Annotated in this window: 18 protein-coding genes; 12 read left to right on the top strand and 6 right to left on the bottom strand. The window is 72.5% G+C overall.

The window, feature by feature from the left end; translation table 11 throughout:
- Window positions 1–40: 40 nt before the first annotated feature.
- Both AB0L25_RS31300 and AB0L25_RS31295 read left to right on the top strand, forming a co-directional pair.
- A complete protein-coding gene (locus AB0L25_RS31300; RefSeq protein ID WP_500176326.1) occupies window positions 41–859 on the top strand; it encodes an SDR family NAD(P)-dependent oxidoreductase in 819 nt (272 codons plus the stop codon).
- 24 nt (window positions 860–883) lie between these two features.
- Window positions 884–1,378 (top strand): 2-thiouracil desulfurase family protein, encoded by a 495-nt coding sequence (locus tag AB0L25_RS31295; protein WP_500176325.1) that lies wholly within the window; start codon window positions 884–886, stop codon window positions 1,376–1,378.
- A gap of 13 nt (window positions 1,379–1,391) precedes the next feature.
- Here AB0L25_RS31295 and AB0L25_RS31290 read toward each other — a convergent pair whose 3' ends face one another.
- Both AB0L25_RS31290 and AB0L25_RS31285 read right to left on the bottom strand, forming a co-directional pair.
- A complete protein-coding gene (locus AB0L25_RS31290) occupies window positions 1,392–2,381 on the bottom strand; it encodes an aldo/keto reductase (protein ID WP_500176324.1) in 990 nt (329 codons plus the stop codon).
- 76 nt (window positions 2,382–2,457) lie between these two features.
- Window positions 2,458–4,509, bottom strand: a complete 2,052-nt coding sequence (locus AB0L25_RS31285; protein ID WP_500176346.1) for an ATP-dependent DNA helicase — start codon at window positions 4,507–4,509, stop codon at window positions 2,458–2,460.
- A gap of 161 nt (window positions 4,510–4,670) precedes the next feature.
- Here AB0L25_RS31285 and AB0L25_RS31280 point away from each other — a divergent pair, with 161 nt between their 5' ends.
- Together AB0L25_RS31280 and AB0L25_RS31275 are read left to right on the top strand one after the other, a co-directional pair.
- Window positions 4,671–5,168 (top strand): phosphoribosyltransferase, encoded by a 498-nt coding sequence (locus AB0L25_RS31280; protein ID WP_500176323.1) that lies wholly within the window; start codon window positions 4,671–4,673, stop codon window positions 5,166–5,168.
- 60 nt (window positions 5,169–5,228) lie between these two features.
- Complete coding sequence (locus AB0L25_RS31275; protein ID WP_500176322.1) at window positions 5,229–6,203, top strand: DUF4192 domain-containing protein; 975 nt, start codon at window positions 5,229–5,231, stop codon at window positions 6,201–6,203.
- Here the strand turns inward: AB0L25_RS31275 and AB0L25_RS31270 are convergent, their stop codons facing one another.
- Together AB0L25_RS31270 and AB0L25_RS31265 are read right to left on the bottom strand one after the other, a co-directional pair.
- Window positions 6,204–7,631 carry an MFS transporter gene (locus AB0L25_RS31270; protein WP_500176321.1) on the bottom strand — a complete coding sequence of 476 codons (1,428 nt, stop codon included), beginning with the start codon at window positions 7,629–7,631 and terminating at the stop codon, window positions 6,204–6,206.
- Window positions 7,632–8,605: 974 nt separating this feature from the next.
- Entirely contained in the window at window positions 8,606–8,977 is a 372-nt protein-coding gene (locus tag AB0L25_RS31265) for a hypothetical protein (RefSeq protein ID WP_500176320.1), read from the bottom strand.
- Window positions 8,978–9,133: 156 nt separating this feature from the next.
- Between AB0L25_RS31265 and AB0L25_RS31260 the strand changes: the two genes are divergently transcribed.
- The 6 genes from AB0L25_RS31260 to AB0L25_RS31235 all read left to right on the top strand — a co-directional run bounded on the left by AB0L25_RS31260 (window position 9,134) and on the right by AB0L25_RS31235 (window position 16,204).
- Window positions 9,134–9,934 carry a polysaccharide deacetylase family protein gene (locus tag AB0L25_RS31260; RefSeq protein ID WP_500176319.1) on the top strand — a complete coding sequence of 267 codons (801 nt, stop codon included), beginning with the start codon at window positions 9,134–9,136 and terminating at the stop codon, window positions 9,932–9,934.
- A gap of 35 nt (window positions 9,935–9,969) precedes the next feature.
- Window positions 9,970–10,473: a DUF1707 and DUF4870 domain-containing protein gene (locus tag AB0L25_RS31255; RefSeq protein ID WP_500176318.1), complete on the top strand. Its 504-nt coding sequence runs from the start codon at window positions 9,970–9,972 to the stop codon at window positions 10,471–10,473.
- A 171-nt stretch (window positions 10,474–10,644) separates the two neighbouring features.
- On the top strand, window positions 10,645–12,012 hold the full coding sequence (locus AB0L25_RS31250) for an FAD-binding oxidoreductase (RefSeq protein ID WP_500176317.1): 1,368 nt from the start codon (window positions 10,645–10,647) through the stop codon (window positions 12,010–12,012).
- A gap of 103 nt (window positions 12,013–12,115) precedes the next feature.
- Entirely contained in the window at window positions 12,116–13,381 is a 1,266-nt protein-coding gene (locus AB0L25_RS31245; RefSeq protein ID WP_500176316.1) for a class I SAM-dependent methyltransferase, read from the top strand.
- Window positions 13,382–13,508: 127 nt separating this feature from the next.
- Window positions 13,509–15,104 carry a RecQ family ATP-dependent DNA helicase gene (locus AB0L25_RS31240; RefSeq protein WP_500176315.1) on the top strand — a complete coding sequence of 532 codons (1,596 nt, stop codon included), beginning with the start codon at window positions 13,509–13,511 and terminating at the stop codon, window positions 15,102–15,104.
- 92 nt (window positions 15,105–15,196) lie between these two features.
- Window positions 15,197–16,204 (top strand): ATP-dependent DNA ligase, encoded by a 1,008-nt coding sequence (locus AB0L25_RS31235; RefSeq protein WP_500176345.1) that lies wholly within the window; start codon window positions 15,197–15,199, stop codon window positions 16,202–16,204.
- Window positions 16,205–16,242: 38 nt separating this feature from the next.
- Here the strand turns inward: AB0L25_RS31235 and AB0L25_RS31230 are convergent, their stop codons facing one another.
- Window positions 16,243–17,145, bottom strand: coding sequence for an alpha/beta fold hydrolase (locus AB0L25_RS31230; protein WP_500176314.1), 903 nt, complete (start codon window positions 17,143–17,145; stop codon window positions 16,243–16,245).
- Window positions 17,146–17,290: 145 nt separating this feature from the next.
- Here AB0L25_RS31230 and AB0L25_RS31225 point away from each other — a divergent pair, with 145 nt between their 5' ends.
- Window positions 17,291–18,544, top strand: a complete 1,254-nt coding sequence (locus tag AB0L25_RS31225) for a cytochrome P450 (protein WP_500176313.1) — start codon at window positions 17,291–17,293, stop codon at window positions 18,542–18,544.
- A 63-nt stretch (window positions 18,545–18,607) separates the two neighbouring features.
- Here AB0L25_RS31225 and AB0L25_RS31220 read toward each other — a convergent pair whose 3' ends face one another.
- Window positions 18,608–20,152: a long-chain-fatty-acid--CoA ligase gene (locus tag AB0L25_RS31220; protein ID WP_500176312.1), complete on the bottom strand. Its 1,545-nt coding sequence runs from the start codon at window positions 20,150–20,152 to the stop codon at window positions 18,608–18,610.
- A 296-nt stretch (window positions 20,153–20,448) separates the two neighbouring features.
- On the opposite strand from AB0L25_RS31220, the gene AB0L25_RS31215 reads away from it, so the two are divergent.
- The gene (locus AB0L25_RS31215; protein WP_500176311.1) at window positions 20,449–21,063 is read left to right on the top strand and encodes a hypothetical protein; all 615 of its coding nucleotides are present in this window, start codon (window positions 20,449–20,451) and stop codon (window positions 21,061–21,063) included.
- Window positions 21,064–21,157 lie beyond the last annotated feature (94 nt).

The raw sequence follows: 21,157 nt of genomic DNA, 5'->3' as shown, positions 1-21,157 counted from the left end.
CAATTCAACACACCATCCAATTAATCGAGCGGAGCGCGCAATGAGCATCGCGATCGTGACCGGAGGCGCATCCGGCATCGGCCGTGCGATCGCCACGTCCCTGGTGGCGCGCGGCGACACCGTCGTGGTCACCGACATCAACGAGGCCGGCGCCAAGACCGTCGCCGACCGGCTGAACACCCTCGGCCGCGGCAAAGCCGCCTCCGCTCGCCTCGACGTCACCGACCCCGACGCCGTCACCGAGCTGTACCGGGGCGTCAAGGACGAGCACGGGCGCCTCGACCGCGTCTTCAACAACGCCGGCATCGCCGTCGGCGGCCTCGCCGAGGAACTCACCCTCGACCACTGGAACCGCGCGATCGACATCAACCTCAAGGGCGTCGTCTACGGCGTCAACGCCGCCTACCCGATCATGCTGGAGCAGGGGAACGGCCACATCGTCAACACCGCGTCCCTCGCCGGGCTCGTCCCCATGCCCGTCGGCATCCCCTACACCGCCACCAAGCACGCCGTCGTCGGCCTCTCCCTCGGCCTGCGCGCCGAGGCCGCCGGGCGCGGCGTCAAGGTCAGCGTCGTCTGCCCCAGCTTCGTCAACACCCCGCTGCTCACCAACGTCAACCCCGACCTGCCCGAGACCGCGCTCAGCGGCGACGCCACCGGCGACATCAAGAAGGCGTCGCCGTTCCTCTACACCGCCGAGAAGCTCGCCCGCGACATCATGCGCGGCGTCGACCGCAACCAGGCGCTGATCGTCGCCCCCCGGCACGGCCGCGCCGCCTGGCGGGGCGTCCGCCTCAGCCCGTCCGGGGCCGTGCGCGTCGCGCAGATCGCCGTCGGCCGCATCCGCGCGGGCAAGTAGCCCGCCCCGCGTAGGCTGGAGCGCGTGGAACGGATCCTCGTCAGCTCCTGCCTCGCGGGACGGCCCGTCCGCTACGACGGCGCGGCCAAACCGGTCGACGACGGCCTCTTCGCGCGCTGGCGCGCCGAAGGCCGGCTCGTCCACTGCTGCCCCGAGGTGGCGGGCGGGCTCGCCGTGCCGCGCCCGCCCGCCGAGATCGTCGGCGGCGACGGCCGGGCCGTCCTCGACGGCGCCGCCACCGTCCGCACCGCCGCGGGCGAGGACGTGACGGACGCGTTCCTGCGCGGCGCCCGCCTCGCCCTCGACACCGCCCGCCGCGCCGGCGCCCGCATCGCCGTCCTCAAGGAGGGCAGCCCCTCCTGCGGCAGCGACCGCGTCTACGACGGCACCTTCACCGGCACCGCGACGCCCGGCGAGGGCGTCACCACCGCCCTCCTCGAACGCGCGGGCGTCCGCGTCTTCGGCGAGGACGACCTCGCGGCCGTCCAGGCGCTCCTGACCGACCTCGAATCCCGCTAGTACACGAATCCCGCTAGTACACCTCGGCGTCGCCGTACACGCCCGTCCCCGGCTCGTCGCACTGCGCGATGAACGCGGCCGGGAAGCCCGGCTCGAAGCCCGTCGCCGCCTCCAGCCGCGCGACCGCCTCCGCCGGCAGGACGACGTCGACGGCGCCGAGGTTCTCCGCGAGCTGCGCCGCGTCGCGCGCCCCGACGATCGGGTGCACCCGCGACCACCGCGCCCGCGTCCACGCCAGCGCCACCTGCGACGCCGGCACGCCCAGCTCCCCGGCGACCTCCACCACCGCCCGCGCCACCGCGTGGTCGCGCTCGCTCAACGCGGACGCGTCCACGCGCGTGGCGCCGTCCGGCGGCCGCGGCCCGGAGAACTTCCCGGACAGGACGCCCCGGGCCAGCGGCGCCCACGCGGCCACGCTCAACCCCAGCTCGTCCGCCATCGGCAGCAGCTCCCGCTCGACGTCCCGGTCCAGCAGGCTGTACGGCACCTGCAGGCCCGCGAACGGCGTCCAGCCCCGCCACTCCGCGAGCGTGTTCGCCCGCGACACCACCCACGCGGGCGCGTCCGAGATCCCGACGTACAGGACCTTCCCCGAACGGACGACGTCGTCCAGCGCCCGCATCGTCTCCTCGATCGGCGTGCGGCGGTCCCACACGTGCACCCACAGCAGATCGACGTAGTCGGTCCGCAGCCGCCGCAGGCTCCGCTCCAGCGACAGCACCAGGTTCTTGCGATGGTTGCCGCCGCCGTTCGGGTCGCCCGGGTCGCGGGAGACCGTGTACTTCGTCGCCAGCACGAACCGGTCGCGGCGCCCCGCGAGCAGCCCGCCCAGCACGGTCTCGCTCTCCCCGTACGCCGACGCCGTGTCGATGACGTTCCCGCCCGCGTCGGCGTAGACGTCCAGCATGGCCTTGTGACCCGGACCGTCCTCGAAGAAGCTCATCGCGCCGAAGAAGATCTCCGACACGCGCAGGCCGGTCCGTCCCAGCACTCGGTAACGCAAAAGACCCCTCCCGGTACGCGGCGAGGCCCCGCCTCGAGCCGCGCCCCAAGCCTTCCACGTTCCGGGACGGAACGGGCTACCCCTGGGCGGCCGCGTCCAGTCGGCGGAGCGCGCCGCGCACGACCTCCGGGTCGGTCGTCGCCCAGAACGGCGGCAGCGAGTTCTTCAGGAAGGCGCCGTACCGCGCGGTCGCCAGCCGCGGATCGAGGACCGCGACGACGCCGCGATCGTCCATCGACCGCAGCAGCCGGCCCGCGCCCTGCGCGAGCAGCAGCGCCGCGTGCGTCGCCGCCACCGACATGAACCCGTTGCCGCCCGCGGCCGCCACCGCCCGCGACCGCGCCGACGACACCGGGTCGTCCGGGCGCGGGAACGGGATCCGGTCCATGATGACGAGCTGCAGCGACGGGCCCGGCACGTCCACCCCCTGCCACAGCGACAGCGTGCCGAACAGGCAGGTCCGCTCGTCCTCGGCGAACCGCGCGACCAGCTGGCTCGTCGAGTCCTCGCCCTGGCACAGCAGCGGGTGCGACAGATGGTCCTTCAGCTCGTCCGCCGCCTGCCGCGCCGCCCGCATCGAGGAGAACAGGCCCAGCGTCCGGCCGCCCGCCGCCTCGATCAGCTCGGTGATCTCGGTGAGGTAGGCGTCGGCGAGGCCGTCCCGGCCCGGCTGCGGCAGATGCCGCGCGACGTACAGGATGCCCGACTTCGGATGGTCGAACGGGGACCCCACGTCCAGCCCCGACCAGGCGACCTTGGTCTCCTTCGCGTCCTTGCCCGCCGCGGTGACCGCGAGCCCCTCCGCGGCCGTCCGCGCGTCCCGCGAGGCGCCCTCGCCCAGCGGCGGCAGGCCCCACTGGCGGGCCAGCGGCTCGAACGACCCGCCCAGCGTCAGCGTCGCCGACGTCAGCACCGTCGTGCGCTGCTCGAACAGCGTCGTCCGGAGCAGCCCGCCCACGCCGATCGGCGCGACGTGCAGCGCCGGCGGCCGCTTCGGGCGGCCCTCCTGCACGAACGGCTGCTCCAGCCACACCACGTCGAACCGCTGCGCGATCTCCGGCTGGAACGCCTCCAGCAGCCGCACCGCCGTGTCGTGGACGTCCTCCAGCGACGACCGCGCCGCCTTCCGCGCGGCCATGTCGCCCGGGTCGTTGTCCTTCCGCTCCGGGCCGAGCGCGGTGATCGCGGCGTGCGCCGCGTCCCGCACGACGGCCAGGGTGTTGCCGAGCGCCGACGACAGGACGTCCATCCGCCCGCCCGGCATGTCCTCCAGCAGCACGCCGAGGCCCTCGCCGGCCTCCTTCAGCCGGTCGGCGAGGCCCTCCTCGATGAGCCGCCCGCAGCGCCGCGCCGCCGTCTCGACGGCCGGCGCGCTCAGCTCGCCCGTCGCCACCGACGTGACCCGGTCGACCAGCTCGTGCGCCTCGTCCACGATCACCACGTCGTGCTCGGGCAGGACCTGGAACTCCTCCAGCGCGTCGATCGCCAGCAGCGCGTGGTTGGTCACGACGATGTGCGCGTCCCCCGCCCGCGCGCGCGCCAGCTCCGCGAAGCACTCCGTCCCGTGCGGGCAGCGCTGCGCCCCCAGGCACTCCTTCGCGCTGACCGCGACCTGCCGCCACGCCTGCTCGCTCACCCCGGGCACCAGCTCGTCCCGGTCGCCCGTCGTGGTCTCCTCGACCCACTCGTTCAGCCGCTTGACCTGCCGCCCCAGCGACGACAGCTGCTGCGGGTCGAACAGCCCGGCGCCGCCCTCCTCCTCGTCCGGCACGCCCGTCTGCACCCGATGCAGGCACAGGTAGTTGCGCCGGCCCTTGAGGATCGCGAACCGCAGCTCCGTCCCCAGGAGCGGCCCGAGCGCCTCCGCGAGCCGCGGCAGGTCACGGTCGACGAGCTGGCGCTGCAGCGCGATCGTCGCCGTCGACACCACCACCGTGGTCTGCTTCTCCACCGCGTGCCGGATCGCCGGGACCAGATACGCGAGCGACTTGCCGGTGCCGGTGCCCGCCTGGGCCGCGACGTGCTCGCCCGACTCGATCGCCTTGCGGACGGCCTCCGCCATCTTCGTCTGGCCGGGACGCTCGGCGCCCCCGATGGCCTCGACGGCGGCGGCGAGCAGGGTCGCCATGTCGGGAATCTGGGTGTCGCTGCCGGTGAGCAGTTCTGGGGCGGGCACGACGCCCGACCCTACCGTCCGCCGCCGACAACCGCGTCCCGTCCGGACACCGGGACGTCCCCTTTGCGGGGGCTCGCGTTCAATGCACGGCCAGGGTCGGCCAAGATGGTGGCGTGTCTGCTGAAAGAGAAGTCCTGACCTGGGAGTTGTTCGGCACCGCGAGCCGCGAGCTGGCGCAGGCGGTCGCCGACAGCGGCTACCGCCCCGACCTGATCCTGTCCATCGCCCGCGGCGGCCTGTTCGTCGCCGGATCCCTCGGCTACGCGCTGGACGTGAAGAACCTGCACGTGATGAACGTCGAGTTCTACACCGGCGTCGACGAGCGTCTCGACCTCCCCGTCATGCTCCCGCCCGTCCCCAACGCGGTGGACCTGTCCGGCGCCAAGGTCCTCGTCGCCGACGACGTCGCCGACACCGGCGCGACCCTCAAGCTCGTCCGCGACTTCTGCGCCGACCACGTCGCGGACGTCCGCTGCGCGGTGGTGTACGAGAAGCCCGCGTCCTCGGTCAAGTGCGAGTACGTCTGGCGGCACACCGACCGCTGGATCAACTTCCCCTGGTCCACCGAGCCCCCGGTCGTCGCCAAGCCCCACCAGGTGCTCGACGCCTGAGTTATCCACAGGCAGCGGAATTCTGACCGTCCCCCGCGCCCGCCTGCGAGGGTCGATGGCATGAGTCCACTGGTCATCCGCTCCGCCCAGGACGCCATCGCCGCCGTCCCGTACATGCTCGGCTTCCACCCGTCCCGCAGCCTCGTCGTGATCGGCTTCGACGGGCCGCCGAACACCTGCGCCGTCCGCCTGGATTTACCGGTGGACGGCGCCGCCGGCCAGGCGTCCGGGATGCTCGCCGGCAACGGCTTCCGCCGGGCCCTCCTGCTCGGATACGGCGGCCCCGAAGAGGTCGCCGCCGCCGCCGTCGCCATGCGCGCGGCCCTCGCCGCCGCGGGCGTCGACACCGTCGAGGCCATCCGCGTCGACGCGCACCGGTGGTGGTCGCTGACCTGCGACGACGACTGCTGTCCCGCCGAGGGCACGCCCTACGACAGCACCGGCAGCGTCGTCGCCGCCCAGGCGACCTTCGCCGGGCACGTCGTCCTCGCCGACCGGGACGAGCTGGTCCGCTCGGTCCAGCCCGTCCCGGACACCCCCTCCCTCCGCGCCGCCACCGAACGCGCCGAGAAACGGTTCCTCGCCAAAGCCCGCGAACCCTCGGCCCGCTACCGCTCCCGGGCGACGGAAGAGGGAGTCGCGTTCATCGCCTCCCTCTCCGCCGACCTCACCGACGACGAGGTCGCCTGGCTCGGCGTGCTGCTCACCGACCGCCGCGTCCGCGACGAGGCGTGGATCCGCATCGACGAAGACGCGCCCGCCGAAGACATCCGCTTCTGGCGCGACGTCACCCGCCGCGTCCGCGACCCCTACGCCGCCGGCCCCGCCGCCCTCCTCGCCTACGCCGCCTACGCCGCAGGCGACGGCGGCCTCGCCAACATCGCCCTCGACCGGGCCCTCGACGCCGACCCCGACTACTCGATGGCCGTCCTCCTGCGCCAGGTCATCACCTCCGGCATCCCGCCGTCCAAGGCCAAGATGCGCATGACGCCCCGCGAGCTGGCCGCCGCCTACGACGAGAAGGAAGCCGGATGATCAACCCAGCCCTCGCCACGCCACCACCACGACCGCGCCCGTCACCACCGCCGCGACCCAGAACGGAGCCGTGAGCCCGAACGCCCCCGCGATGAACCCGCCCGCCACCATGCCGCCCGCCGCACCGGCGGCGTCCAGCAGCGCGTAGGCGCTGCCGACCCGTCCCATCAACCGATCGGGAGTGGCCCGCTGGCGCACGGTCGCCGCGATCGCCCCCCACACCATCGTGTGGACGCCGAACACCACCAGCACGATCGCGGCGACCCACGCCCGTCCCGTCAAGGCCAGCCCGACATGCGTGAGCGCCTCCACGACGAGCCCGCCCCGCAGCAACGCCGCGGTTCCCAGCCGCTTCTGCAGCACCCGCGCCATCGAAGCGCCCACCAACCCGCCCACGCCGAAGGTGGTGAGCAGCCATCCGTACCCGGCCGCCGACAGCCCCAGCCGCTCCCGCGCGTACAGCACGAACACCGAGAACGCCGAGCAGAACGCCACGTTCGCCACGCCCATCGACACCGCGAGCGTCCGCAGCAGCCGGTGCGACCACAGGAACCGCACCCCCTCCGCGATCTCCGCCCGCAGATTCCGCTCCCGGCGCTCCACCGGCACCGGCCGCATCCGCGCCACCAGCACCGCCGCCACCACGAACGTCACGGCGTCGAACGCGAACGGCAAGGCCGCCGCCGCCCCGAACAGCGCCGCCCCGAGCGGCTTGGCCAGGAACTGGTTCCCGACCGTGAACGTCGCCATGAACACCGCGTTCGCCGACGGAAGGTGCCGCGCGGGCACCACCGACGGCAACCGCGCCACCGCCGCCGTGTCCGCGAGCGTCTCGCCCGTCCCGAGCAGGAAGAACACCACGTACAGCAACGGAACCCCGACCGACTCCGCGGCCACGAGCACCGCCAGCCCCGCCAGCACGCCCCCGCGCAGCAGATCGACCACCATGATCAGCCGCTGCCGATCCACCCGATCGACCAGCGCCCCGCTCACGAGCGAGAACAGCAACCAAGGCAACGCCTGGACGAACGCCGCCCCCGCCACCAGCACCGGATCCCGCGTCAACGACGCCGTCAGCAACGGCCCCGCCACCGCGGTGACCCCGTCACCGACATTGGACACACCCGAAGCCACCCAAAGTTTTATGAAGTCCGCGGACCAATAGCCACGCAAGACGAACTCCCAACGAAGAAGGAAAGGACCATGAGAAGCCCCACCCACTCCGCGAACACACCAGCGCCGCTCCACGCCTACGGGCCGCACACGCCTCAGCAACCAGAGCGCCGCCCAGGCACCCCTTCGGCACAGCCGGGCCCCACGGCACTCACACACGCGCAAGCACTCAGGGCACCGCCCATCCGCCAAGGCCACATCCAGGGGCCCGCCCTGACGCCTAACGACCTCAAGCCAAGTGAGCCGAGCCGTCATACCGGCGCACGCACGCAACCGGCCGCGTCATCCGCCGGGCCGCCCAGGGGCGCTCCACTCGCGATCCGGCCCATGCCGCTCCGGCCGACGCCGCTGGCGCGGTGCCGGGCCGGGTGGTGCCGGGCCGGGTGGTGCCGGGTGCCGCTCTGGTCGCCGCGTTGGGCGGTCGCGTCGGCGGACGCACGCATGGCGTGGGCACCGCAGCCGGTCAGGCGGGAGGCCGGGTGTGTCATCCGCCGGGCCGTTTGCGGGCGCTTCACCCGCGAATTGGCTCGAGCCGCCCCGGCCGACGTTGCTGGCGCGGTGCCGGGGTGGTGCCGGGGCCGTCCTGGCCGCCGCCGTGCCGGACGGTCGCCGCTCTGGCCGCCGCTGCGCTGGCCGTCGTGCCGGTTGGACGCACGCAACACGGGGGTGCCGCAGTTGGTCAGGAGTGCGACCGGGCGTGTCATTCGGCGGGCCGGTCGCGGGCGCCTCACCGGCTAGGGTCCCGGTTCACTCCGGCCGATGCCGGCCGCGCGGTGCCGTGCCGGGGTGTTGCTCCCGCCTGGCCGGGCCGACGGCGTCCTGGCCCCGCGTCGCGTCGGGGCGATGGCCGATGTTTGCGGCCGGTGGGGGACGGTCACCGGGGTGGTGTGCCGGCGGATGTTGGCGGTGCGGGCGTGTGTTGGTCGACGTGCTCGGACGCGCCGGGTGGTGCTCGCAGGTGCAAGCGTCCACGGGACACCGTGTTGCCGGCAGTCCGTCCGCCGGCCGACGGATCATTGGCCGGGCGTGGCCTGCCCGTCGGCCCCGTGTTGGCCGTGAACGGTCAGGTACGCGGCGGGTTGCCTGCCTGGGGCTGCCGCCGGCGTGTGGCGCTGGTGTTCAGTTGTGGGTGGGGTTGTGGGATTCGGTGTGCATGCGGGTCCCCTCTCCTGGGTGGAGATGCGGGGGGACGGTAACCCGCGGGGGCGGGGGGTGCAACGGGGTTTTCGTCAGGAGGAGACGGCCTCGCCGGGCTTGCCGGGGTCGATGCGGCGGTCGCGGTTGCGGGCGTTCCAAGCGCGCATCCGCGGGGGGTAGCCGACGATCTGGACGTCGTAGACGGGGGCGCCGAGGTCGCGGGCGACCTTGCCGATGACCTCGGGGGCGCCGACGCGGCGGCGGGTCCACTCGCCGTCGTGGGCGACCGCGACCGCGGTGGTGTCGGTGGCGAAGGTCTCCGGTTCGACGAAGAACTCGACGCCGCGGCGGGAGCGCGCGAAGGCGATCAGCGCCTCGATGTCGGCGTCGGTGGCCTCGCGGTCGAGCTTTGTCACCGAGGACCCGCGGTGCTTGCGGATCCCGAACCGGTCCCGGAACCTCATGGTCTGCCCTGTCGGCTGGGTGGCGCCCCCGTTCCCGGGGCTGGTCTGACGATAAACGATCGCTTGCTCGCGGCGGTTCCCGACACGGCGGTCGCGTCCCGGACGGGCGGGGCTTCGCGATCTAGACTGGCGGGGCTCGAAGATCGGGGGGAGCAGATGGACGGGCCTGGCCTGGTCCGGCGGGGGGCCGCGGCCGTGCTCGCGGCCGCGTTGTGCGGGTGGCTCAGCACGCTGGCGCCGCCCGCCGGGCGGGTGGAGCTCGTGGTCGTGCAGGCGGTGCGGGAAGAGCCGGAGCCGCCGAAGCCGCCGCCGGTGCGGGACGTCGACTGCGCGCGGGCGAAGTGCGTGGCGCTGACGTTCGACGACGGGCCGGTGCCCGGGACGGCGGAGCTGCTCGACATGCTCGAGGCGCGGGGCGTCCGGGCGACGTTCTTCCTCGTGGGGGAGAAGGCCGCGGAGCACCCGGAACTGGTGCGGCGCGAACACCTGGCGGGGCACGAACTCGGGAACCACAGTTACACGCACGCGGACCTGGGGGCGGCCTCGAAGGAGCGGGTGCTGTCGGAGCTGCGGAGGACGCAGGACGTCATCCGGGACGCCACCGGGTTCACGCCCGTGCTGCTGCGGCCGCCGTACGGTTCGATGTCGAAGACGCTGACGCGGGAGGCGCGGAAGATGGGGCTCTCGCAGGTGCTGTGGTCGGTGGACCCGCAGGACTGGAGCGAACGCGACACCGGGTCGGTCGAGGAGCGGGTCGTCGAGGGGACGCGGCCGGGGGCGGTCGTGCTGATGCACGACATCCACGGTTCGACGGTGGACGCGGTGCCGGAGATCATCGACCGGCTGCGGGACGACGGGTACGTGTTCGTCACCGTGTCGGAGTTGTTCGGCGGCCGGCTCAGCCCCGGGGAGGAGTTCGTCGAACGGGAATCAGGGCAGCCTCAGGGACTTCCCTGATGGCCCGGCGGGCGGTGGTCGCGGAGTATGGGGGCATGAGCACTCATGGCCACCTGCGGGTGTCGGACGCCGAGCGGGAACCCGCCCTCGGACGGCTGAAGGACGCGTTCGCCGAGGGGCGGATCGATCACGACGAGTTCGACATGCGCACGCATCTGGTGCTGACGGCGAAGACGCGGGACGATCTCGCCGCGGCGACGGGGGACCTGGCGCCCGCGCCGGCGGCGGCGGGCCCGGTGGCGGCGCCGGAGGGCGGCGACCGGGTGGCGGCGGCGGTGGCGCACGGGCTGGGGGCGTGGACGCTGTTCGTCGGGCCGCTGGTGGTGATGCTGACGCGGGGCCGCCGGTCGGAGTACGTGCGCCGGCAGGCCGCGGAGGCCGTGAACCTGCAGCTGACGCTCCTGCTGATCACGATCGTGACGTTCGGGGTCGGCGGCATGGTGTACGCCGTGGCGTGGATCGCGTCGATCGTCGCGGCGATCTACGCGCTGGCCGGGGAACCGTTCCGGTACCCGTGGATCTTTCGCCCGGTGAAGTAGCGCACGGGTTTGTGGGCGTGTCCCTACGGGGAAAGGTTGACCGACCGCCTCGTAGGGAGATGGATCGGCATGCCCATGCCTTTATTCCCCTCCCTGCCTGTGATGACTACAACGTCCGGGTTATGTGGACCGTACATGGGATGATCGATTAACTATGTTCGGGAGGGGTACATGACGGAGCTTGCGATCAAGGGCGATCACCAGCGGGCGGTGGAGGCGCTCAGGCGGTCCTACGCGGCGATCCCGGCGGGCACGCCGGTGCGGCTGGCGAAGAAGACCTCGAACCTTTTCCGGTGGCGCGACCCCTCGGAGGCCCCCGGCTTGGACGTGTCGGGGTTCGACCGGGTGCTGAGCGTGGACCCGGACGAGCGGACCGCGCAGGTCCAGGGCATGACGACGTACGAGGACCTGGTCGACGCGACGCTCCCGCACGGGCTGATGCCGACGGTCGTCCCGCAGCTGAAGACGATCACGCTGGGCGGGGCGGTCACCGGGCTGGGCATCGAGTCGACGTCGTTCCGCGACGGTCTCCCGCACGAGTCGGTGCTGGAGATGGAGGTCCTGACCGGGGACGGGCAGATCGTCACGGCGACGCGCGACAACGAGCACGCGGACCTGTTCTACGGGTTCCCGAATTCCTACGGGACGCTCGGCTACTCGCTGCGGCTGAAGATCGAGCTGCGGCCGGTGCGGCCGTACGTCCGGCTGCGGCACCTGCGGTTCGGCGACGCGGCGTCGCTCGCGAAGGCGATGGCGGAGATCACCGAGTCGCGGACGTACGAGGGCGAGGCCGTCGACTTCATGGACGGCACGGTGTTCAGCGGGTCGGAGCAGTACATCACGCTGGGGTTCTTCACCGACGAGGCGCCGTACACGTCCGACTACACCGGTCAGGAGATCTACTACCGGTCGATCCAGCGGCGGTCGGTCGACTTCCTGACGATCCGCGACTACATCTGGCGCTGGGACACCGACTGGTTCTGGTGCTCGGGCGCGTTCGGGGTGCAGAACCCGCTCGTGCGGCGGGTGTGGCCGGACAAGGCCAAGCGGTCGGACGTGTACCGGAAGCTGGTCGCGTACGACCGGCGGTACCACATCGTCGCGCGCGTGGAGCGGTGGCGGGGGCTGCGGCCGCGCGAGGACGTCATCCAGGACATCGAGGTCCCGGTGGAGCGGCTGCCGGAGTTCCTGGAGTTCTTTCACGAGAAGATCGGGATGAGCCCGATCTGGCTGTGCCCGCTGCGGGTGAAGGAGCAGTGGCCGCTGTACCCGCTGGAGCAGGGCCGGACGTACGTGAACGCGGGGTTCTGGGGGACGGTGCGGATCCCTCCGGGGCAGATCCCCGAATACCACAACCGGCTGATCGAGCGCAGGGTCGCCGCCCTGGACGGGCACAAGTCGCTGTACTCGACGGCGTTCTACGGCCGGGACGAGTTCTGGCGCTACTACGACGGGGAGACCTACCGGCGGCTCAAGGGGTCCTACGACCCGGACGGGCGGCTGCTGGACCTCTACGACAAGTGCGTGCGCGGGCGCTGACCTGGCGCCCGCCGTTTTCGGGGGGCCCGGTGGCGAGCGGCGGCCGACCGCGTCGGCGGCCGGTGGACTCGCCCGTCCGGGTGGAGAGACAGGAGGGAACAAGATGACGCTGGCCAAGGTCTTCGAGCAGCTCGCCGGGCCGCAGGCGCCAGTGGAGTTCACGGCGTACGACGGATCGCGGGCGGGGGCGCCCGGCGCCGACATCCGGGTGCACGTGCGTTCGCCGTACGCGGTGTCCTATCTGGTGCATTCGCCGGGGGCGCTCGGTCTCGCGCGCGCCTACGTGACCGGGATGATCGACGTCCACGGGGACATGATCACGGCGCTGTCCACGATGCAGGCGCTGTTCGGCGAGGTGACGGGGCGGCAGAAGGCGGGGATCCTCGCCGAGGTGATGCGCGACCCGCTGCTGCGCGGCGCGGTGTCGCGCCGGCTGGACCCGCCGCCGCAGGAGGCGCCGTTCAGCCGGATCCCGTCGTGGCTGCGGCACTCCAAGCGGCGCGACGCGCGGGCGATCTCCCATCACTACGACGTGTCGAACACGTTCTACGAGTGGGTGCTGGGCCCGTCGATGGCGTACACGTGCGCGTGCTTCCCGAGGGAGGACGCGACGCTGGAGGAGGCGCAGTTCCACAAGCACGACCTGGTGGCCAAGAAGATCGGGCTGAAGCCCGGGATGCGGCTGCTGGACGTGGGCTGCGGCTGGGGCGGCATGGTGATGCACGCCGCGCAGGAGTACGGCGTGAAGGCGCTGGGCGTGACGCTGTCGAAGCAGCAGGCGGAGTGGGCGCAGAAGGCGATCGCCGACCGCGGCCTGTCGGAGCTCGCGGAGGTCCGGCACCTGGACTACCGGGACGTGGCCGAGACCGGGTTCGACGCGGTCAGCTCGATCGGGCTCACCGAGCACATCGGCAAGGCGAACCTGCCGTCGTACTTCTCGTTCCTGTACGGGAAGCTGAAGCCGGGCGGGCGGATGCTGAACCACACCATCACGCGTCCCGACAACCTGGCTCCGCCGCGGAAGGAGAACGGGTTCATCAACCGGTACGTGTTCCCGGACGGCGAGCTCGAGGGTCCGGGGTACGTCCAGATGCAGATGAACGACGCCGGGTTCGAGATCCGGCACCAGGAGAACCTGCGGGAGCACTACGCCCGCACGCTCACCGGCTGGTGCCGCAACCTGGACGAGCACTGGGACGAGGCCGTCGCCGACGTCGGTGAGGGCACGGCCCGCGTGTGGCGCGTCTACATGGCCGGGTGCGTGCTCGGCTTCAATCAGAACTGGATCCAGCTGCACCAGACGCTCGGGGTGAAGCTGGACGAGAAGGGCAACTCCCACATGCCGCTGCGTCCCGACTGGGGCGTGTGACGGCGGCGACGCTCCCGCAGGATTGACGAGCCGACCGGGTGACCGGCCGGCTCGTCGCGTTTTCCGGGATCGCGCAAGACGTCCGGCGCGCGCGTGTACACGGCATCTGTCGGGGGACGGGCGTGGCGTGGAGCGTCGCAGAGGGGTCGCGGAGGTCGCCGAGGATCTGCTGGGCGTCCGGGGGTTGCGTCCGGGCCAGCGGGAGGCGATGGAGGCGCTCGCCGGCGGACGGGACGCGCTGGCGGTGCTGCCGACGGGGTCGGGGAAGTCGGCGGTGTACGAGGTGGCGGGGGTGCTGCTGGGCGGGCCGGTCGTGGTGGTGTCGCCGCTCGTGTCGCTGCAGCGCGACCAGGCGCTGGGGCTGCGGGAGGCGGGCCTGGAGACGCACGTCCTGAACGCGACGGCGGGACGGGCGCGGCGCGAGCGGGCGCATGCGGCCCTCGCCGCGGACCGTCCGGCGTTCGTGTTCATGGCGCCCGAGCAGCTGCTCCGCGAGGACGTGCGGGCGCGGCTGGGGGAGTCGCCGCCGCGGTTGCTGGTCGTGGACGAGGCGCACTGCATCTCCGCGTGGGGGCACGACTTCCGCCCGGACTACCTGCGGCTCGGCGCGGTCGTCGCGGCGCTGCGGGACCGTCCGGTGGTGGCGGCGCTGACGGCGACGGCCGCGCCGCCGGTCCGCGCGGAGATCGTCGAGCGGCTCGGCATGCGGGATCCGGCGGTGATCGTCCGGGGGTTCGACCGGCCGGGGATCCGGCTGTCGGTGCGCCGGTTCGGGGATCCGGACGAGCAGGCCGACGCCGTCGTGCGGACCGCGGATGAACTGGACGGCTCGGGCATCGTCTACGCGGCGACGCGCAAGGACACGACCAGGTACGCGGAGCGACTGCAAGGCGCGCGCGCCTACCATGCGGGCCTGCGCAAGAAGGAGCGGGACGCGGTCCAAGCGGACTTCATGGACGGACGCACGCGCATCGTCGTCGCGACGAGCGCGTTCGGCATGGGGATCGACAAGCCGGACATCAGGTTCGTGCTGCATGCGCGCGTCCCCGGTTCGCCGGACGAGTACTACCAGGAGATCGGCCGCGCGGGACGGGACGGCGAACCCGCCGAGGCCGTCTGCTTCTACCGTTCCGAGGATCTCGGGCTGCCGCGCTTCTTCACCGGCGGCCTCCCGGACGAGGAGGCGCTCGGCGCCGTCTACGCGGCGGTGCGCGACGGGACCGCGACGCGCCGGGAGCTGGCGGCGCGCACCGGGGTGTCGGCCCGCAGGCTGGCGGTGCTGCTGGACCTGCTCGCGGAGGCCGGGGCGGTGCGCCCGCGGCGGCGCGTGCGTCCCGCCCCTAATCCGCCGTCCCGGGACGCGGCGGTCGCGGAGGCGGTGCGCCGCGCGGAGAACCGGCGGGACGTGGAGCGGACCCGCATCGAGATGATGCGGCGGTACTGCGAGCTGACCGACTGCCGCCGCCGCTTCCTGCTGCGCTACTTCGGCGAGACCTACGACCGGCCGTGCGGGCACTGCGACAACTGCGAGGCGGGCCGTGCCGAGGCGCGCGCGGACAATCGCGCGTTCCCGACGGGCGCGCGGGTGGAGCACCGCGAGTGGGGGCGCGGGCGGGTCGTGGAGGGCGCGGGCGACCGCGTCACCGTCCTGTTCGACGACGTCGGCTACCGCGAGCTGCTCGTCGAATCGGTCCTGGACAACGATCTGCTCAAGCGCGTCTAAACCCGGTCAACATTCCACCCGCGCCGATATCCCCGCAGGTCGAACGGGGTAGGCGGGGAGCAGGACCGTCGAGCTCGGGGGGACGCGTGGCCATGCACATCCGGTCCCCGGTGAAGCCGATGCTGGCGGCGACGGTCGACCGCGTGCCGGAGCCGCAGGCGTGCCCGGGCGGGTGCCGGTACGAGCCGAAGTTCGACGGGTTCCGCGCGATCGCGATCGTGGACGAGGCGGGCTCGGTGCTGCTGGCGTCCCGCCGCCGCACGCGGTTCAACGAGGCGTTCCCCGAGGTGGTGGCGGCCGTGGCGGCGCTGGTGCCGCCCGCGACGGTGCTGGACGGCGAGATCGTCCGGTGGGGTCCGGACGGGCGGCTGGACTTCGGCGCGCTGCAGCGCCGGCACGTCGCCGGGCGCCGCCGCCCGGACCTGGCGCGGACCGAGCCGTGCCACTACGTGGCGTTCGACGTGCTGGAGACCGGCGGCGCGGACCTGCGGCCGCGCCCGCTGCGGGAGCGCCGCGCGGTCCTGGAGCGGCTGCTCGGGGACGTCCCGCCCGCCGCGCGGGTGGTGGCGTCGCCGCAGACGGCGGACGTCGCGGAGGCGCGCCTGTGGTTCGAGGCGCTCGCCGAGCAGGGCATCGAGGGCCTGGTCGTCAAGGACGCGGACGGCGCGTACCTGGAGGGCCGGCGGCGCTGGCAGAAGGTGAAGCGGCGGACGACGGCGGAGGGGATCGTCGGCGGGGTCACCGGCACGCGGCAGGCGCCGGAGTCGCTGATCCTGGGCCGGTTCGACGCGGACGGCCGGCTGCGGGTGGTCGCGCGGACGACGCCGCTGCCGCCCGCCGCGCGCACCGAGCTGGCGGCGGTGCTGCACCCGGGGTCGCCCGACCATCCGTGGCCGGCCGAGCTGCCGTCGGGGTTCGCGGGCGGCCCGTACGGGTCGCACCCGCCGATCCGGTACGTCCGCACCGAGCCGGAGACGGTGGTGGAGTTCAGCGCGGACGCGGCCGTGGAGAACGGGCGCTGGCGGCACGCCGTCCGGTACGTCCGGATGCGGGCGGAACTGGACCCGTCGGACGTGCCGCCGTTCGGCAACCCGTACTGACCGACCCGTACTGACCGACCCGTACTGACCGTCCCGCGTCAGCCGGCGAGCCAGTCGAGGATCAGCCGGTTGACCTCGGCGGGCCGGTCGCGCTGCAGGAAGTGCCCGGCGCCGGGGACGAGCCCCGCGCGGGAGCCCGGCGGCAGCGCGGCGACGATCGGCGCGAGGTCCCCGCCGGGCGCGACGACGTCCGCGCCCATGCAGCCGTCCTCCTCGCCGTGCAGGTAGAGGACGGGACGGGTGCCGCGCGCGTCCGTCGCCTCCTGTGCGGTCGCGTACCGTTCGATGTGCCGTCCGGGGTCGAGCATCGCGCGGTAGTAGCCGAGCGCGGCGGTGATGTTCGCGGGAGTGGCGAGGCATTCCATGACGCGGTCGACCTCCTCGGAGGGGTCGGCTGCGCCGGACGGCGACCAGTCGCGCCACAGGCCCTCGACGAACTCGCGGTTGAGGATCGTCTCGGCGAGCGCGGTCTGGAACACGAACACGTAGAACGAACGCTTGAGCTGCCCGTACGCGAAGAACGAGCTGACCAGCACCTCGATGGGCGGGACGGCCATCGCGACGGCCCTGCGCCAGCGGTCCGGCGCCATGCTCGCGGCCCCGTAGGTCGCGGCCGCGCCCCAGTCGTGACCGATGATCACCGCGTCCGGGCCGCCGCCGAGGGCCTCGTGGAGCGCAACGGCGTCGGCGGCCAGCGCGCCCGTCTGGTAGGCGCCGTCCGCCGGGACGGACGTGGGCGCGTAGCCGCGCATGAACGGGGCCACGGCGCGGTATCCGGCGGCGGCCAGGTCGGCCAGGAGGGGACGCCACGTGTGGGGGGAGTCGGGGAAGCCGTGCAGGCACAGCGCCAGCGGCCCGTCCGGCGGGCCGGCCTCCAGGTAGCCGAACGTCAGCCCGTTCGCGTCGATCGTCCCGTCGGAGATGTCGGTGAAGTCGCCCATATGCTCGCCTCCTCGTCGCGCCGCCACCCTCTCATCACGGGGGCGGCGGCGATGTGACCCGGGTCACCTCTTGGTGATCGGACTCCCGCACCGGACTTTACTTTGAGAGGGTGCATGTAAACCGAATCAGGTTCGGAAGGATGAGGTGACGACAGTGCTCAAGGCCGAGGACATCAACCTGACGGACTGGGACTTCTGGCGCCGTCCGCACGACTACCGCCATGAGGCGTTCAAGGCGCTGCGGTGGCACGGCGAGCTGATCCGCTACGACGAGCCCGAGGTCGTCATCGTCGAGCAGGGCCCCGGCTACTACGCGCTGACCCGGCACGCCGACGTCGTCGAGGCGTCCCGCCGTCCCCAGGACTTCTGCTCGGGACGCGGCACGATCAGCATCCCCGACATGCCCGGCGACCTGCACGAGTACTTCGGCTCCATGATCAACATGGACGACCCGCGGCACGCCAAGATCCGCCGCATCGTCTCCCGCGCGTTCTCCCCGCGGATGATCCAGCGGTTCGAGGACAAGGTCGAGGCGGTCGCCGCCGAACTGGTGGACGGCATCGCCGCCGGCCACGGGACGGGCGACTTCGTGCAGGACGTCGCCGCCCGCCTCCCCTTGAAGATCATCTGCGACATGATGGGGATCGGCGAGGAGCACTACGGCGCCGTCCTGGACGCCACGAACGTCATCCTCGCCGGCAACGACGCGGAGTTCCTCCCCACCGGCAGCGCCGAGGAGATGGCGATGGCGCTGCTCGGCGCCGGCGAGAGCCTCAAGGGCCTCGTGGAGGACCTCGGGCGCCGCCGCCGCGCCGAGCCCACCGACGACCTGACGTCCGCGCTGGTCAACGCCAACATCGACGGGGAGTCGCTGACCGACCAGGAGCTCGGCTCCTTCTTCATCCTGCTCGTCGTCGCGGGCAACGAGACGACCCGCAACGCGATCGCGCACGGCCTCGACCTGTTCACCCGGCACCCCGAGCAGCGGGCCCTGCTCACCGCGGACTTCGACGGCCGGATCGCGGGCGCCGTCGAGGAGATCGTCCGCTACGTGTCCCCGGTGATCTGGATGCGCCGCACCGCGACCCGCGACACGACGCTGAACGAGCACGAGATCAAGGAGGGCGACAAGCTCGTCCTGTACTACTGGTCCGCGAACCGGGACGAGACGGTCTTCACCGACCCGGAGAAGTTCGACATTCTCCGCGACCCCAACCCGCACGTCGGGTTCGGCGGCCCCGGACCGCACTTCTGCCTGGGCGCCCACCTCGCCCGCCGCGAGATCACCGTGATGTTCCGCGAGTTGCTGCGCCGCGTCCCCGACATCCGGGCCGGGGAGCCCGAGCGGCTCGAGTCGAACTTCATCAACGGCATCAAGCGCCTGCCGTACACGTTCTGAACGCGCGAACGGGCCCTGGCCGACCGGCCGGGGCCCGCTCCGCAGGGCCGTTCGCGGACGGGGTCAGCGCAGCTCGCGCTTGAGGATCTTGCCCGTCGCGGTCATCGGCAGCTCGTCACGGAACTCGACGATCCGCGGGTACTTGTAGTTCGCGAACTGCTCCTTGCCCCACGCGACCAGCTCGTCCTCGGTGACCGTGGCGTCCGGCGTGCGGATCACGTACGCCTTGATCTCCTCGCCGTGGCTGTCGTGCGGGACGCCCACCACGGCGGCCAGCGACACCTGCGGGTGGGTCATCAGGACCTCTTCGAGCTCCCGCGGGTACACGTTGTAGCCGCCCCGGATGATCATGTCCTTGGAGCGGTCGATGATGTAGTAGTAGCCGTCCTCGTCGCGGCGGGCCACGTCCCCGGTGCGGAACCAGCCGTCGCGGATCGCGGCGTCGGTCGCCTCGGGCCGCTTGTAGTAGCCCTTCATGATGTTGTGGCCGCGGATCGCGATCTCGCCGGGGCCCTCGCCCTCGACGTCCTTCCAGTCGTCGTCGATCAGCTTCATCTCGACGCCCCACACCGGCAGCCCGATCGAGCCGGGCTTGGTCGGACGGTCCGGGCGGTTGAACGACGCGACCGGCGACGTCTCCGACAGCCCGTAGCCCTCCAGCACGTCCGCGCCGAACTTCTCCTTGATCCCCTTGAGGACCTCCATCGGCAGCGCCGCGCCGCCCGACACCGCGACCCGCAGGTTCTCCCGGATCGTCGCGACGTCCTCCGCGGACGTGTCGTCGGTCAGCAGCCCCCAGTACATCGTCGGGACGCCCGCGAAGATGTTCACCTTCTCGCGGACCATCAGCGCGACGGCCTCCTTGGCGTCGAACCGCGGCTGCATCACCAGCGTCCCGCGCCGGTAGAACCCGACGTTCATCACGCACGTCTGGCCGAAGATGTGGAACAGCGGCAGCGTCACCAGCGACACGTCGTGCAGCGTCTTGGCGAACAGCGTGTCGTCCACCATCGCGTTCATCAGCAGGTTGCCGTGCGACAGCTCGGCGCCCTTCGGCTGCCCGGTCGTCCCGCTCGTGTAGATGATCACCGCGGTGTCGGTGGCCTCGCTCAGGTGCGGCTCGAACGTGCCGGGCTGCCCGCCCAGCGCCGCCCAGAACAGCTCCGCCCCCTCGATCGGCGACTCGGCCGCCGCCGGGTTCGCCGGCAGCAGGAAGAAGTGCTCGCACCCCTCGGCCTGGTCGAACCCGGCCTTGCCCATCTCGCCGAGCGGCAGCTCCGGCGTCCCCTCGAAGCAGAAGAACGCCTTGGCGTCGGAGTCGCCCAGGTGGTAGGCGATCTCGCGCGGCTTGAGCAGGACGTTCAGCGGGACGACGACCGCGCCCGCCTTGAGCGCCCCGAAGTAGACCATCGGGAAGTACGGCAGGTTGGGGCTGGACAGCGCCACCTTGTCGCCCGGTCCGATGCCGCGCGACCGCAGGAGGTTCGCGACCTGGTTCGCGACCGAGTCGATGAAGGAGTACGACAGCCGCAGGTCGCCGAACACGACGGCGTCGCGGTCCGGCGTCTCGCGGGCGGCGTCCTCCAGCAGCACGGACAGGTTGAGCATGGCACTCCTCGCGCGGAACGGATGACCGGCCGGTTGTTACCGACGAGTCTACGAATCGTTCCGCTCATCCTGCTGTATCCGCGCGGGTCCGCGCCATGGTGCGGCGCCCTTTTTGACGTGCCGTTTTGTGCCAAGCGCCCCGTTGCGGGGACGGGCGTGACGGCGGCGACACGGAGTGTCCCGGGCATGCCGGTCGTGTCCGGATCCGGGGCCCGATCGTGCGCGGGCGGTGCGCCGCCGCGCGTCCGTCCCCCGGCCCGGTTACGATGACCGTTCCGGGAAAAGGGGGCATTGTCGTGATCATTTTCGGCTGGCGCGTGGTGTTCTTCACCTTGGGCAAGGGTGTCTTCCACTGCCCGCAGTGCGGCGGCGACCGCGAGTACCGCCGCCGCCAGGGCCGCAACTTCTTCACCCTGTTCTTCATCCCGGTCCTGCCGCTGAACAAGACCGGCGGCGAGATCGTCGAGTGCGGCACCTGCCGCGGCCGCTGGACGCCCGGCGTCCTCGAGGTCCCGACGACCGCGCAGCTCGCGCACATGCCCGCGATGCTGCTGCGGATGGCGATCGCCCAGGTCCTGCGCTCCGGCGACTACACCCACGCGCCCGCCCGCTCCCGCGCCGTCGCCGTCGTCCGCCAGGCCGGCGAGACCGGCTACGACGAGAGCGCGCTGAACGCCGACCTCGGCCGCCCGTTCGACGAGGTCCGCCGGGAGATGGGGCGCGCCTCGTCCGCGCTGGCCCCCGAGGCGCGGGAGAGCATCCTGCGCGCCGCCGCCGAGATCGCCCTCATGGACGGGCCGCTCAGCGTCTCCGAGCAGGAGACCCTGAGCGCGGTCGGCGCCGACCTCGAGCTGACCCGCGTCCAGATCACCGGCGTCGTCTCCCTCGCCCGCCAGGCGTCCGGCCACTGACCCCCGCCGTCCCGGGCGGCGTCCGAGATATCCCCGGGCGACCGGGGTTGCGGTTGCGCTACGCTTGTTGTATGCATGCCAGGCTGCTCCTCGA

Origin of the sequence: Spirillospora sp. NPDC052242, from assembly GCF_040679555.1 — a bacterium.
Lineage (GTDB): Bacteria > Actinomycetota > Actinomycetes > Streptosporangiales > Streptosporangiaceae > Spirillospora.
Note: the sequence above shows the minus strand (reverse complement) of the source record. Positions and strands in the feature narration are given on the sequence as shown.

Coding starts and splice junctions, on each gene's coding strand:
- AB0L25_RS31300 (WP_500176326.1), top strand. CDS start 41: ATGAGCATCGCGATCGTGACCGGAGGCGCATCCGGCATCGGCCGTGCG.
- AB0L25_RS31285 (WP_500176346.1), bottom strand. CDS start 4,509: ATGGCGACCCTGCTCGCCGCCGCCGTCGAGGCCATCGGGGGCGCCGAG.
- AB0L25_RS31275 (WP_500176322.1), top strand. CDS start 5,229: ATGAGTCCACTGGTCATCCGCTCCGCCCAGGACGCCATCGCCGCCGTC.
- AB0L25_RS31270 (WP_500176321.1), bottom strand. CDS start 7,631: ATGACGGCTCGGCTCACTTGGCTTGAGGTCGTTAGGCGTCAGGGCGGG.
- AB0L25_RS31265 (WP_500176320.1), bottom strand. CDS start 8,977: ATGAGGTTCCGGGACCGGTTCGGGATCCGCAAGCACCGCGGGTCCTCG.
- AB0L25_RS31260 (WP_500176319.1), top strand. CDS start 9,134: ATGGACGGGCCTGGCCTGGTCCGGCGGGGGGCCGCGGCCGTGCTCGCG.
- AB0L25_RS31255 (WP_500176318.1), top strand. CDS start 9,970: ATGAGCACTCATGGCCACCTGCGGGTGTCGGACGCCGAGCGGGAACCC.
- AB0L25_RS31250 (WP_500176317.1), top strand. CDS start 10,645: ATGACGGAGCTTGCGATCAAGGGCGATCACCAGCGGGCGGTGGAGGCG.
- AB0L25_RS31245 (WP_500176316.1), top strand. CDS start 12,116: ATGACGCTGGCCAAGGTCTTCGAGCAGCTCGCCGGGCCGCAGGCGCCA.
- AB0L25_RS31235 (WP_500176345.1), top strand. CDS start 15,197: ATGCACATCCGGTCCCCGGTGAAGCCGATGCTGGCGGCGACGGTCGAC.
- AB0L25_RS31230 (WP_500176314.1), bottom strand. CDS start 17,145: ATGGGCGACTTCACCGACATCTCCGACGGGACGATCGACGCGAACGGG.
- AB0L25_RS31220 (WP_500176312.1), bottom strand. CDS start 20,152: ATGCTCAACCTGTCCGTGCTGCTGGAGGACGCCGCCCGCGAGACGCCG.